We start from the raw sequence: 14793 nt of genomic DNA on the forward strand, positions 1-14793 counted from the left end.
TTTATCTGAATTTAAAGTTAAAATTGATTCCAAAAGTCCGGGTGGCGGGTAGTGAAGCCCCCTCTATTCCTGCATAACCAAGTGTTGGCGAAAACTGTGATTCAGGATCAACATTATCACTGTATTTAAGCAAGGTAAATATATTTCGTGCAACCAAATCTATGTTGACACTGCTAAAAGGAGTATTTTTGAGAAATTGATTCGTAAAAGCATAACCCAACGTGGCCTGACGGAGTTTTATGAAACTGCCATTGAGTACTGATAATGCCGAAACATTCGTAGCCAGTTCGGGATAGTAAGCGTAGGCCGGAACATTTACCGTATTCCTTTGGCCACTTTCGGTTACCCCATCTGCAATAATACCGGTTTCCCGACCCACGAGTGTTGCTTTATTAAGTCCTTGTACATAACTGTAATATGCTGTTGCAGATAAAATTTTATTGCCGAAACGATAGTCGATTAAAAATGACAGATTAAACTGTTTGTAAGTGATGCTATTGGTGATTCCTCCGTATAAAGTGGGCATGGTACCACCCATCGGGATAAAAATACCCCGCTTCGGAATCCCGTCTGATCCGATGATAACATTTCCACTGGGATCGCGGAGGTAATCGTAAGCCATAATCTGCGTAATTGGTTTACCAACAACCAGTGCCGTATTGGCATTTAATGGCCTGTATGTTCCGGTGAGCGTATAATTGCTATTCCCATCTATAGAAAGCAACGTATTTTTCACCTTCGTCATGTTCAGGTTAATCTGCCATTTACTATTAGTTGTTAAGAGGGGTGTATAACCGAGCGCCAGTTCAATTCCCCTGTTCCGGGTAGCACCAAGATTAACATAAGCAGAGGTAAAACCTGTAGTTACAGATTGCTTAGCATTGATGATTTCGTTATGGGTAAGGCGGTTAAAATAGGTAAAATCAATATTAAAACGGCTATTAAAAAATTTGAGATCCAGACCAGCTTCTATTTCATTCAGGGTAAAAGGCTTCAGGTTGTAATTAGGCAGGTCGCCGGAAAAGCCGCCTATTGGCGTTCCATTTACATGATGATCAATGTTGTAATAAATCTGCGTGGTATAAGGCATGATGGGTTCGCCACTGGTTTTGGCAAAATCTAATCTTAGTTTACCGAAATCCAGGCCTTTCCATTTCAGCAGATCTGAAAAGATGAAACTGCCTGATACACCGGGAACGAAAATTCCACGGTTATTGACTGGCAAGGTAGAATAGATATCATAACGGCCGGTTACGGAGAAATTGAGAAAACGTAAGTAACTCAAATCTGCTGTGTAATAGGCCGATTCCGTGACAATCCTGGAAACATTGAACATCCTGGTACTGCTGATTAGATTTTCCGGAACGTATAAATAAGGTGTGATAAATTGCGAGCCTTTCAACTGTTCGCCATTGCCCTTTCTTTCTCGGTAATTTGCACCCAGCGAGAGTTCAAGGCTCAATTGATCGCTCAGTTTTTTATTTGCGCTGAGTAAAACATCACTGTTAAATTCAGCAGTTTTGTTTTGATCGTAAGCATTGATACCACCTTGCCTGTTAATCGAAAATGCCGTTCCGGTAGGTAAAATACTCACCACTTTATCTTTACTTAAATCATAGCCAACCCGTCCCTGAAGCGACATCCAACTTGCCAGTTGATACCTCATCACAGCAGAAGTAATGTAGCGGTTTCGGTTGGCGTAATCGGCTTGCTTATTCATTAAAAAATAAGGGTTCGTTTTATATTCATCGGCATTCCATCGCCGCTCGAAACCGGTTTCTGAATCAAAACCAGGGGCGAGAATCGACTGATCCAGGCTGGTAGCTAAAGCTGAAATCCCATAGTTAGCATTTAAAGGTCCGTCGCTTAAATAACTTTTATTTTTATTCCGTTCATCAATATAATTTCCGGTCAGGCTTAATGAAAGCTTCTTGGTTAGTGCCAGACTTCCGTAAAAATTGATTGATTTTCGGTTGAGTGCACCATTGGTTAAAATGGAATTATAGTCTAAGTTAGAAACTGAAACCCGGTAATTATTGCTGGTATTTCTGCCCGTAAGTGAAAGGGTATTGGTAACTGCAGGTGCTGTTCGATAAAAAGTCTGGATGTTATTTTTCGCCGGATTATATGGCCGCATGGAACCATCAACCTGCATGGTTAATTGTCCGTCCATGATTTCTCCCCAACTAAGCAAACCCGTGTTAATGGCATTATACAAATCTGAAGGACGTTTATTCTGCGCACCCTGACCATACAAATATTGATAATCGGTGGAGTTCACCGGAACATCAAAAGCCAGATTTGCGTTATATTCCAATTTCGGATCGGCAGTTTCCCCACCACTTTTAAGATTAATCAGGATTACACCATTTGCGGCCCTTGCACCATATAATGCCGAAGCGGCCGAACCCTTCAGAATCGTGATGGTTTCAATATCATCAGGATTGATGTTGCTGATACCGTCGCCGTAATCGGCACCACCATATTCGTTGGCACTTCCCCTGATACTATTATCGATGGGTACACCGTTGATCACAAATAAAGGTGAGGCGGCAGTCATGCTCGAAACACCACGAATCAATACCCGCGCCGCAGATCCTGGTCCGCCATTTACACCAGTGATATTCAAGCCGGCAACCCTGCCCTGCAAAGCCATGATTAAATTGCTTTCTCTTGCTTTTGAAATGGATGATCCTTTGATAGTTGTTAAAGCATAGCCTACTTTTTCATTATCTTTTTCAATCCCCAGAGCGGTAATTACAACTTCTTTCAATACACGACCGCTATCTGCTGGTAATTTCCCTTCAGCCGTTTTTCTGATTACAATTAAATTATTTGGCAACAGCGAATAGGCATAACCGCTATTGCGCAGCAGTTGATCCACTACTTTGAGTGCTTCCTCTTTTTCTACTTTAACGGAAACCTGATGTTTCGGAATTTGCGCTTCACTGTAAGCGAAGTGATAAATGGTTTGTTGCGATATGGAGGTGATCACCTCCTCAAAATCTGCATTGTTAAAGTTGAGCGTAACCTTTGTTTGCGCAGCTGCATAAAACGGAAAAAGCATTCCGATAAATAATACGACTTTTTGCAGCAAACCCATGGCCACAAATATACGTGGCTAATGCTTTGTACTAGCGGAAGATATAGACATTTTTACCCTTTATTGAATAATTAAAGTTTTCAATGAATTTTAATGCATCTAACGCTTCATTAATATTTTCTTTGGTAAAGTGGGCGGTAAACTCCATCTTTTTCAAATCGGGATCTTTAAAATATATCTTGACATCATAATGCCTTTCAAAAAGCCTGGAAACCTGATCGAAATTTTTATTTTTAAAAACGAGTTCATGGCTCGTCCATGCAGTTTCTTCTACACCGCCACTTTCAGTTTGACTTACCTGGCCTTTGCCGTCTACCAAGGTGAATTTATCATTTGGCCGTAAAGTAAAGGGTTGTTTATCGCCATTTTTAAGTGCAATCTCAACTTTACCGCGGATTAAAGTAGTTTCGGCGAAATCATCATCAGGATAGTTTTTAACATTAAAAGCAGTCCCCAACACTTGCACGTCCATTTTTTCAGTATGCACAATGAAAGGATGTTGCGGGTCTTTTTTTACATCGAAAAATGCTTCTCCGGATAGATAAACATTTCTATTATCGCCACTAAACTTTTTCGGATACCTGAACAGGCTTGCAGCATTAATTTTGACAACAGATCCATCTCCAAGTGTAATCGTTCTAATATCAGCGGCTTTAGTCTGCGCTTTCACTAAGACTAAACGGCTGGAATCGTCTGAAAAAAGTACTTCTCTATAGTATAATAAAATGGCTCCTGATACGATGGCAACCATGGCAGCAACTCTTAACCAAAGGAACCTTTTACTTTTTAAAACTTTTAATCGGGTTTCAGCAGGAGCCTGAATCTGGCTTTTAATGCGATCGAAAACCACCTCGATATTTGCTTCTTCTTCCGTTTCAGATTCCAGGTAATTTTGCAACAGTTGATATTCTTTATTTAATGCTGCATGATTTTCTAAAAGTGATTTCAGTTCCATAGATTCATCCGCAGAAATATCTCCGGCCAATTGTTTTCCTAGCAATTCTGTAAATCTCTGATCTGTCATTTTAGTTGTGGTTCTATTTAAAGGTTCCTGTTTTTTTGAAAATTGCCTACAAGTAAGATAAAAAAGATAAGGAGCCCAAGAGCATCAACAACGAAATTATTGTTCCGCTTGGGGTTTCGCCAGACTCCATTTCAGCTAAGGGTTTTAAAATTAACCGAAGTTTGGCAAGTGCTCTGAATAATTGCGTTTGCACGGTTCGGGGTGAAATATTAAGCAATTCGGCCACCTCTTTATATTTCAGTCCGCCTTCTTTAATCAACCTGAACACCTCCCGGGCCTGGGGTGCCAAAGTTTCAATGGCGAGATGAAGTTGTTGATGAAGTTCTTTTGTTTCAAGAATATATTGCGGCGTTTGTGCTGTTGCCGAAACATCTTCATCAACATCTGCTAAATCCATAAACGTAACTGATGATTTTTTTTTAAGGTGTTTTAGCGATTGGTTTTTAACTGCGATAAAAAAATAGCTTTCAGGGTTTAAAACGTGTGTACTTGCGCTACGATTTTCCCAGCACTTCACAAAAACCTCTGTAACCAGATCTTCAGCAGCTTGTTTATCACCAACATAATAAATGGAAAACTTAATCAGCCGGCTATACAAAAACCGGTACAGCTGCTCAAAAGCGTTCATATCACTTTCCAGGCAAATCTTACTCCATAAAACGACCAGATCTGGCTTTGCTGCTTTCAAATTGATTAGTTTAGTTAATCAAACGTAAAGTAATCAAAAAAAATCTAGTCGGCAGCCAGTTTAATAGAAAAATCTGATTCCTCAAATGGCTGCCAAACCTTATTTAATGCCAATAGCCGTATTTTAAGTAAATGATTATCAGGCCCGAAGAAATAAATATTAAAATCATCAGTTTTTCTGTAGGCAATTTATCCTCCATAAATGCTCTTAACTGATAGACCATCCAGATGGATTCTGTATGGCGACTAACAATTAACCAAATAATTATTATTCAAAATTATTCTTAATGAATATGAAAAAATCTTTACAGCTCACTTGTTTATTGCTTTATGCATCAACAGGTTTGTACGCAGCTGCACCAATTAATCATTTTAATCACGCGGTTTCCTTCCATTCGGTTTACCAGGATGTGATTAAAGGAACGGTAAAAGATGAAAAGGGCATTACCCTACCCGGCGTAACTGTTGTGATAAAAGGTACAAAAACCGGAACACAAACGAATGCCTCTGGCCAGTATAGCATTTCTGCTAAAGCCGGTGATGTTTTGGTCTTCTCCTTTATTGGTTATCAAAACAAAGAGGTAACGGTGGGTACAGAAAGTACTGTTGATGTTTCGATGGGTGCTGATTCTAAAAACCTGGAAACCGTTGTGGTAACGGCATTGGGTGTTAAAAGGTCAGAAAAATCGTTAACCTACAATACACAGCAAGTATCAGGAGATGAATTATCAAAGGTTAAAAGCCCTAACTTAATGAACTCGCTTAACGGAAAAGTAGCAGGCTTAACTATCAGTCCGAGTGCTTCCGGAGTAGGTGGTTCTGCAAAGGTAATTTTACGTGGTAGCCGTTCAGTGAGCGGAAATAACCAGCCTTTGTACGTGATTGATGGGGTTCCGATTAGCAATAACGGTAATGCAAACGGCCAGCAAAACAGTGTATTTGGAGGTGGTCAGGATGGCGGAGACGGAATTTCCAACTTAAATCCTGATGATATTGCAAGCATCACAGTTTTAGAAGGTGCATCTGCGGCAGCATTATATGGTAGCCAGGCGCAGAATGGTGTAATTTTAATCACCACCAAACAAGGTAAATCAGGTAAAACTGAAATTGGTTTCTCTTCCGGTGTAAATATTGATAACATCGCTTACAAACCGAAGTTCCAAAACAGCTACGGACCAGCATCTGCTACTACGAGAGATAGCTGGGGAAGTGCAATTAATAACACTACAGATAATCTAAGTGATTTTTTCCGGACCGGAATCAATACTTCAAACGCGATCAATCTTTCTGGCGGATCGGAAATTGCACAAACTTATTTTTCTTACTCAAACACTTATGCAAGTGGTATTCAGCCAGGAAATAAGTTAAACAGAAACAACATCAACTTACGCGAAACCGCTAAATTTTTAAACAACAAGTTAACGGTTGATGCGAGTGTAAACTACATCAATCAGCGAATTAATAACAGTCCTACTTTAGGTTTATATTTAAATCCGTTGGTGGGTTTATATCTTTTTCCTCGTGGTGTAGATATTAATCCTTATAAAGAGCAGTATTTGCTTTCTAATAATACAGGTACTGCCCGCCAGAACTGGTTAGGTGGTTCGGCAGATATTAATCAAAACCCTTGGTGGTTAACCAATTTAAATCCGAATACGGCTATCCGTAACCGTTTCTTATTAAGCGGAAGCGTAAAATATGATGTAGCCAGCTGGTTAAATGTTCAGGTAAGGGGAAATATGGACAGAACGACTGATGATTATGAAAACCACAGGTTCTCAGGAATCAACGGAAACTTTAATTCTACCGGAACAGGTTATTTTTCACAAAGCAACCAGACTTTTGTACAAAAGTATGTAGATGCAATTGCAAACATTACGGTGCCATTAACCGGATCAGATTTTAAACTGAATGGGTTAATTGGTGGAAGTATTAACGATCAGAAAACTTCTGGTTTGTCTCTTGCAGGAAATTTATCAGCAGTTGATTTCTTTACGCCATCAAACACCATCGTGGCGCAACCTGGTACCTTTACCGGGAATACGTTGACCAATACCACAGCGATTATTCCAAATCACAATCAGTTGCAGGCTGTTTTTGGTAACGCCAACTTATCTTATAAAGACTGGGCATTTTTTACCGTTACAGGAAGAAATGATTGGTCATCGAACTTATCGTACACGCCAAATAATTCTTATTTCTATCCTTCTTTTGGTTTGTCTTTCATTGTTTCGCAAATGTTTAAATTGCCTGAGGCCATCAGCTATGCAAAAGTGAGAGGTACCTATGCAGAGGTTGGAAATACGGTTCCGCCATACCTTACCTTTATTCAAAATACCTTAAAGGCAGATGGTGCATTGTTATTTAATACCAATGCAGCTTTTAGAGAATTGCAGCCAGAACGTACCAAATCTTTCGAGATTGGAACAGATCTACGTTTCCTGGCTAACCGAATCAACTTTAGCTTCACTTATTACAAAACCAACACCAGAAACCAATACATTCCGGTAATTGCGCCACCATCTTCACTGGTATCTACCGGTTACTTAAATGCTGGAAATGTAGAAAACAAAGGTATCCAATTCATTTTAGGCGCTGATGTGGTGAAAGGTGACGGATTCAACTGGAACACCTCGATTAATGGTTCTGCAAACCGCAATAAAATTATTGATATTGCATCTGAAGACAGAATTTTTAGTATAGACTTAACGGGCGGCGGTAATAATTCTTATATATCCAGGTTAAAAGTTGGTGGTTCTTATGGTGATATTTATGGCTATACCTTACAGCGTGATGCACAAAACAGAATCATTTTAGGTGGAGACGGAACAAGCGCTTCGCCATACACACCATTAAAAAGCGCAGACTTCAATTACATTGGCAATGCCAATCCGAAATTCCAATTGGGTTGGAACAACAGTTTCAGTTATAAAGATTTCAGTTTGAGTTTCCTGGTTGATGGTAAATTCGGCGGAAAGGTGTTATCGTTAACAGAAGCATTAATGGACGAAGCCGGCGCATCTGAAGCGACTGGCAATGCCAGAAATCAAGGCGGTGTTAAAATTGATGGTGTGGATACGAGAGGAAATGCAGTTTCTGCAAGCATCAATCCACAAAGTTATTATTCTATCGTTGGTGGAAGATCAGGCGTATCTGGCGAATACATTTACAGCGCAACTGTGGTACGTTTAAGAGAAGCCGCTTTAGGTTATACTTTCCCGTTAACCGGTAAAACTTTCAAAAGCATGAAGTTTTCAGTTACCGGCAGAAACCTAGTGTACTTCTATAAAAAAGCACCATTTGATCCGGAGCTCACGATGTCGACAGGAAATGGTTTATCGGGTATTGATGTATTCAATCAGCCTGCCACCCGTACTTTAGGTTTCAATCTAAATTTAACATTTTAATTCTATTGAAAAACAACATGAAAACGATATATCAAAAATCTGCTGATAAAGGGATTAAAGGATGGTCTGCTGTTTTGCTGGCATCTTTAATGGCCCTGAATTTTGGATGTACCAAAAACTTCGAAGAGTTTAATACCAACCCTACAGCACTTTCACCAGAGCAAACTACTGCCCTTTTAAAATCTGCAATTGGTCCGATAGAGCAGGAAATTTTTCACAACTATCAAATCGCACAGAACTTAAGTGCTGATGCATTTAGCGGTTACATGATGGCACCAACGCCATTTAACGGCGGTATTAACAACATGAACTATTCGCTTAATAACGGATGGAACAGTACCGGCTTTAATGATCAGTATAATTTCGTAATGGCACCGATTTCTAAAATTGGCCAGAGCGAGGTGAAAACGAAATCGCCTGAGGCCTGGGCTATCGCCCTTTTGGTTCAGGTGATGGCGATGAGTAGGGTGACGGATAAATTCGGTCCGATTCCTTATACGACGGCTGGATCATCTTTAATATCTACGCCATATGAAGATCAGAAAACGGTTTACAATGCCTTTTTTAAGCAAATTGATACCGCAGCGAATAACCTACAGGCTTTTATTTCTGCCAATCCAAACAAAACTGCTTTTTATGATAAAGGAGATTTGATTTATTCCGGCGATCCGGTAAAATGGCTGAAACTGGCGAATTCACTGCGTTTACGTTTGGCCACGCGAATTGTGAAAGCTGATGCCGCTACGGCAAAAATTCAGGGAGAAAAAGCATTAAGTGCGCCGGGTGGCTTATTATCTACGGTTACAGACAATGCTGCGGTTGCCCAATCTGGAACCAGAGATAACGATTTATGGGTAGTTACCGTATCTTATGATGGCGATAATGCTTTGGGTGCTGCTTTACAATCGTATTTAGTGGGTTATAATGATCCACGCTTACCCATTTACGCTACACCTGCAACAGATCCCCTGTTTGCTGGTCAGTATGTGGGCATCAGAGCGGGAGCCAATACTTCGTTTAATGGCTTAGGCAAACCTGGATACAGAAATTATTCCAGCTTAAATTCAAGTGATAATTTAAAATCGCCTGCCGGACAAAAAGCACCTCAAATTTTGATGACGGCGGCTGAAGTTTGGTTTTTGAAAGCAGAAGCTGCTCTTCGTGGATGGGCAGGTGCTGGAGATGCACAAACGAATTATGAAACCGGAATTTCTACTTCACTTCAACAGTGGAATGTAAGTGCTGGAAATTATTTAGCGGATGCAACAAGCAAACCAATGGCCTATATTGATCCGAAAAACCCGGCAAACAATTCCGCAGCCGTAAGTACCATTACGGTGAAGTGGGATGCAGCAGCTTCGAATGAGCAAAAGCTGGAAAGAATTATTACGCAAAAATGGTTGGCTATCTTCCCTGACGGACAGGAAGCCTGGTCTGAATTCAGACGTACAGGTTACCCGAAATTGTTCACCGTAGCGAATAATTTCAGCAACGGAACGATTAATACCCAAACGCAAATCAGAAGGTTGCCTTATCCATCTACCGAGTTCGGAAATGGTAACAGTGCAGAAGTCGTTAAAGCGGTTGGCCTATTGGGCGGACCTGATAACGGCGGTACCAGATTATGGTGGGACGTTGATAAGGGGAATTTTTAATTCAATTGATAATAGTTTAAAGGTAGGATGACTGAGGTTATCCTACCTTTTTTTGTGGGGTTGAGCGTGAGGAAGGCGTAAGGATAAGAGAGCAAAAATCCAGAGCAGACAACCAAATAAAAACGACAAAAAAACAAGCCAACAGATTTAAAAAGATGAATCCTTATTTAACCACCATACCCTGCGGGCATCCCTCATTGAGCATAAGAAAAGAAGGAATAAGCTACTTAAAATCCGGGATCGGAAATAAATACCCTCCAAACAAAATATACGACCAAAGTAAAGTCCAGAAAATATTAAAAATTTGTGCGACCACAAACGTCAACGCCGGCTTGCCTCCCTGCAATTTAACCAATGAAGAAAATTTAGCTTCCATCCCGATGGAAATAAAGGCAATCGCAAACCAGATGGTACGTAAACCGTTCAGTGTTGGCCCTACACCTTTAGCCGTTGCTGGTGAAAGCAGAAATGAAAATACTAAGGATGCACCGACAAATCCCAGCACAAATTTTGGAAAGCGTTCCCAAACAATTTTAAGTCCCGGGCTTTTGGGTTTAACAGCCGAAATTTCACCAGTTAAGTTAGCAGGCTTTCTGTAAGCCCACCAGATGGCAATAAAAAAGGCCGCTAAACCGATGAACACATTTTGCGAAAACTTAGCAATCACACCAGCTTTTACAGCAATCGGGCCGACTAAATCGCCAGCTGCGGTTACCGTTGCGGTGGTATCTAAAGTTCCGCCAAGCCAGGCACCCCCAATCACTTCCGGGATTTGAAAGTACCGAACCGCCCAGGGTAAAATCACCATCATCGGGATCGCCATAATTAAGACCAGCGTGGTGACATACGATAATTTCTTCTTATCTCCGTTTATTGCACCAGCTGCTACAATGGCTGCAGATACCCCACAAATAGACACTGCAGATGCGAGGATAATTCCAAATTCATCGTCTACCTTTAATTTTCGGCTTAACCATAAAGAGAAAAACCAAACGGCACTCACTACAATCACTGCCTGAATAATACCGGGTAAACCTGCTTTAATTAAATCAGCAGATAAAATGGTCGTACCTAAAATGACCAGACCGGTTTTGATATAAAACTCTGAGCGAACGGCTTCCTTTAACCATGTTGGGAGTTTAATCAGATTGCCTAGCAAAATTCCAATGAGCAATGCAAAAACCACATATTCCAATCCGTAATAAGATACGGTCTTGTTTCCACCAATAATGAAAGCGATATTGGCGAGGAGATATATGAAACTGAAGCCGGCGGCAAACCTGGCAACGTTTCCGCCGGATAATGCAATGGCGATACTGGTCAGTGCCAAAAAGATCACCCCGGTTTCCAGCATGAGAAGCAGGTTTCCGGAAGATAAAATTTTATTAAATAAATCTTCACTTCCACTCCATTTATAAGCAGGTAAGGCGATGATTGTGCCGCTATTGGTTAAAAATAAAACCGTGGCAATGATAATGGAACCCAAAATTACGGCCCACCAGTCTTCCGTTAAAGATTGTAGAAAGGTCTTCTTATCTGGCGTAATTCCTGCATCGGTTAATGCAGCACTGTTTTCTGTTGCTGTATTCTCTACTGACATCATTTTTTTGTTATGAATTTTATTTGATTTCGATTTTAAAAATATCTTTTAATGCGGCCTTCGCAGCATTGTATCCGCACATGCCATGCACACCTCCGCCAGGTGGCGTAGAGGAAGAACAGATATAAAGTCCCTTTGCAGAAGTTTTATAGGGCGACCATTTCAGCACCGGCCGGGTAAACAACTGTCTGATGTCCAAAATCCCTCCATTAATATCGCCACCGATATAGTTTGGATTATGGGCTTCCATCTGTTCGGTATTCATGGTATTTCTGGCCAGAATAACATCCCTGAAACCCGGTGCAAAACGTTCTACCTGGTTTTCGATAATGCTAGTCATATCTTGCTTGGAACCATTAGGAACATGGCAATACGCCCAGCCCGTATGTTTTCCCGCTGGCGCACGGGATGAATCGAAAAGACTTTGCTGGGAGAGCAGTACAAAAGGTTTTTCAGCCTGCCTGCCTTTACTGGTCATTAACTCTCCTTCTGCTATTTCTTCAAAAGTATTGCCGAGGTGAATTGTACCTGCCGTTCTACAGGCTTCGGCCGTAAATGGAATAGGTTCGGCTAATGCCCAGTCAATTTTGAATACCCCCATTCCGTACCTGTAGCGTTCCAGCTGCCATTTGTAAATATTAGAGAATTTATGCCCGGCAATTTTCAGCAATTGTTTTGGCGTTACATCGAAAAGAATAGCATGAGCAGAAGGCAGTTTGGAGAGATCGGTAACAAAATTTCCGGTTTCAATCTTGCCTCCAATGCTGAGAAAGTAACTGGCCAAAGCATTTGCAATGGATACAGAACCTCCTTTCGGAATTAGCCAGCCTTTCAAATGCCCCGTAGCCATCAGCACCAAACCGATTGCCGTTGTACTTAAATTGTTTAACGGCTGAATGGCGTGGGCGGCCATCCCACCAAATAATCCGCGCGCCGCCTGCCCTTTAAAATGATTGACAAAATAGGTAGCACTGGTGAGGGCTTTTAAACCAAAACTGGCCAAAGCCAGCGGGTGTGAAGGAAAACGCAGTGGCCCGAGTGTATCTTTGTCAATGAGCGGCCAATCTGAAGTTACAGACGTCATCAGTTTTTCGTAAGTGCGGGCATCATCACCCAAAAAACTGGCGGTATGTGAAATCGAGTGATCCAGAATTGCTGCCGTGCCATCATCAAAAGGATGGGCGGCGGCAAGTGTTGGGGAAATAAACTCCAGGCCATGCGCAGCTAAAGGAAGGGTTTTGAGGAAGGGCGAGGCCACAGCCATTGGATGAATCGCTGAGCAAACATCATGTACAAAGCCAGGCAGTGTCAATTCTTCAGAAGCGAGGCCGCCACCAATTTTATCCTTCCCTTCAATGATCAATACAGATAAACCCTGCTGCTGTATTAAAATAGCCGCAGCCAGTCCATTCGGACCAGAACCCACCACTATTGCATCATAATCACGTTTTTCCAAACTCATTTTTATTTCGTCTAATTTTCCGGCTTAAAAAATACAAAGCCATCTTCCCTAATCTGCCAGGCTGTAACCGGGTTCATATGGTAACCACTTATATTCGGCCCTCTTGCCTCAATCAATTGTTTTAGTGTAGGCTGTAAATAGCCTGTTTCATCGGTTACCCGGCTTAAAATCGCTGTCGGAGAGCCATTCCAGTTCCATAAATATCTGAAATAAGTATGGGCTTTGCTCAAAACCGGCTCCTGTAATTTTGCCATTTCCCAAGTTTTCCCGGCATCGGTACTCACTTCTACCTGGGTCACTTTCCCCCTTCCGCTCCAGGCCAGGCCACGAATTTCTACATATCCTTTTGTAATCTGCTGCGGATAAGAAGGATATGTAATGATTGAGCGCGCATCCATCTCAAAGCTAAACATTCTGATTTTATCCTGTACCGGATACGTATATTTTGAAGTTTCTTCCCTAGTCATGTAAGGTTCTTCGGATAATTCAATCCTTCTGAGCCATTTTATATTCATATTTCCTTCAAATCCGGGAAGTAACAACCGAATCGGATAACCTTGCTCCGGCCTGATGGCCTCTCCGTTTTGGGCGTAAACAATCATCGCATCATCCCAGGCTTTGGCTAGCGGAATGGTTCGCGTCATCACGGCCGCGTCTGCCCCTTCTGCCAGAAACCATTTGGCTTCGGCTTTGATTCCCACTTCGTTAAAGATTGTTGCTAATAGTACGCCCGTCCATTCACTCTGGCTGGTTAAGCCCAAAATATCCTGAGGGGTCATCTCTGCTTTCCCGGTTCTGAAATTTCCGGCACACTCAATAAAACAGGTGCGGGTAACCGATGGAAACCGCTTTAATTCTGCCAGCGTGAACTTCATTGGTTGATCCACCAGGCCGTGAATCAATAATTCATGCTTAAGCGGATCAATTGTTGGAATACCGGCATGGTGCCGCTCAAAATGAAGATCGGAAGGTGTAAGGGTACTGTGAAAATCCTGCAGGGGTGTACGGGAAGAAATATCTGATGGTTTCCGAACAGGGTTTTCGAAACCCGATCGCTTACCTAAAGGACTTGGCCCCGGGCCGGGTGTTTTGGTTGGGTCGTCATTGATTACTTCAGGCATATTAACGGGATCCTTTTCCAGGGCGAACAACCCATCAACCGGCAATACCGCAGCAGCCAGGATGCCACCTAACAGGGTTCGCCTGCTCATGTGTCCCGGTTTTTTTTCAGGAGCAAATTTTAGTTTCTTTCCCATTATTTAATTTCTGCCCCTCCCCGGCGATCATCCATGATAAAAAGTTTTTTAGCCGGCATCACCACTTTTGGAAGATTTTTAGCATCCAGCACCACATCAGCACCTACAATTTTATTGGCATTTAGCAGGTAAGCACTTAAGCTGTAAACTTCGTTATTGGTTAAGGAACCCGGAAGATTGTACGGCATGGCCCGCCTGATGTAATCAAATAAAGTGGTGGCATAGGGCCAGTAATTGCCGATGGTTTTTGGTTTGGCAGTTGCCAAAGTATCACCCACCAAAGCACCACCTGCTAATTTTACCGCTCCGGTTTGGCGGCCGTTTAAACCATGGCAAACCGCACATTTCGTATCATAAATTACTTTCCCTTTTTTAACATCACCTTGTCCGGCAGGCAATCCCTTTCCATCCGGACGAACATCAATATCCCAGGCGGTAATCTCAGCACCTGTTGCCGGCCTGCCGAAACCAAATTTTACAGGCTTCTTTACACTATCTGTAAACGGTTGCCGCTTTTGAGCAACTACACAGGTATCATTTACAGAAAGCAGGATCAGTCCAAACAAAAAGCCAAATATGAATAGTAACCTCTTTTTCAT

General features: G+C 41.8%; 9 protein-coding genes. 2 read left to right on the forward strand and 7 right to left on the reverse strand.

Going from position 1 to position 14793, the window contains the following annotated elements; all coding sequences use genetic code 11:
- Position 1: 1 nt before the first annotated feature.
- Genes CBW18_RS09105 through CBW18_RS09115 form a run of 3 tightly spaced genes read right to left on the reverse strand, consistent with a single transcriptional unit; the run spans position 2 to position 4815 of the window.
- Complete coding sequence (locus CBW18_RS09105; RefSeq protein ID WP_088300977.1) at positions 2-3103, reverse strand: SusC/RagA family TonB-linked outer membrane protein; 3102 nt, start codon at positions 3101-3103, stop codon at positions 2-4.
- A 31-nt stretch (positions 3104-3134) separates the two neighbouring features.
- On the reverse strand, positions 3135-4127 hold the full coding sequence (locus CBW18_RS09110) for a FecR domain-containing protein (protein WP_088300978.1): 993 nt from the start codon (positions 4125-4127) through the stop codon (positions 3135-3137).
- Positions 4128-4173: 46 nt separating this feature from the next.
- A complete protein-coding gene (locus tag CBW18_RS09115; RefSeq protein WP_088300979.1) occupies positions 4174-4815 on the reverse strand; it encodes an RNA polymerase sigma-70 factor in 642 nt (213 codons plus the stop codon).
- A gap of 292 nt (positions 4816-5107) precedes the next feature.
- On the opposite strand from CBW18_RS09115, the gene CBW18_RS09120 reads away from it, so the two are divergent.
- Entirely contained in the window at positions 5108-8221 is a 3114-nt protein-coding gene (locus CBW18_RS09120; RefSeq protein WP_088301356.1) for a SusC/RagA family TonB-linked outer membrane protein, read from the forward strand.
- A 17-nt stretch (positions 8222-8238) separates the two neighbouring features.
- On the forward strand, positions 8239-9876 hold the full coding sequence (locus CBW18_RS09125) for a SusD/RagB family nutrient-binding outer membrane lipoprotein (RefSeq protein WP_088300980.1): 1638 nt from the start codon (positions 8239-8241) through the stop codon (positions 9874-9876).
- A gap of 223 nt (positions 9877-10099) precedes the next feature.
- Here CBW18_RS09125 and CBW18_RS09130 read toward each other — a convergent pair whose 3' ends face one another.
- From CBW18_RS09130 to CBW18_RS09145, 4 genes are read right to left on the reverse strand one after another with little or no spacing between them, the layout of a single operon-like run.
- Entirely contained in the window at positions 10100-11479 is a 1380-nt protein-coding gene (locus CBW18_RS09130; RefSeq protein WP_253248994.1) for a YeiH family protein, read from the reverse strand.
- A gap of 16 nt (positions 11480-11495) precedes the next feature.
- Entirely contained in the window at positions 11496-12938 is a 1443-nt protein-coding gene (locus CBW18_RS09135) for an NAD(P)/FAD-dependent oxidoreductase (RefSeq protein ID WP_088300982.1), read from the reverse strand.
- Positions 12939-12949: 11 nt separating this feature from the next.
- A complete protein-coding gene (gene soxC / locus CBW18_RS09140; protein WP_088300983.1) occupies positions 12950-14194 on the reverse strand; it encodes a sulfite dehydrogenase in 1245 nt (414 codons plus the stop codon).
- Positions 14194-14793 (reverse strand): c-type cytochrome, encoded by a 600-nt coding sequence (locus CBW18_RS09145; RefSeq protein ID WP_088300984.1) that lies wholly within the window; start codon positions 14791-14793, stop codon positions 14194-14196. The genes soxC and CBW18_RS09145 overlap by 1 nt, the downstream gene beginning before the upstream one ends.

The sequence above is a fragment of the Pedobacter sp. AJM genome (assembly GCF_002197755.1).
Classification (GTDB): Bacteria; Bacteroidota; Bacteroidia; order Sphingobacteriales; family Sphingobacteriaceae; genus Pedobacter.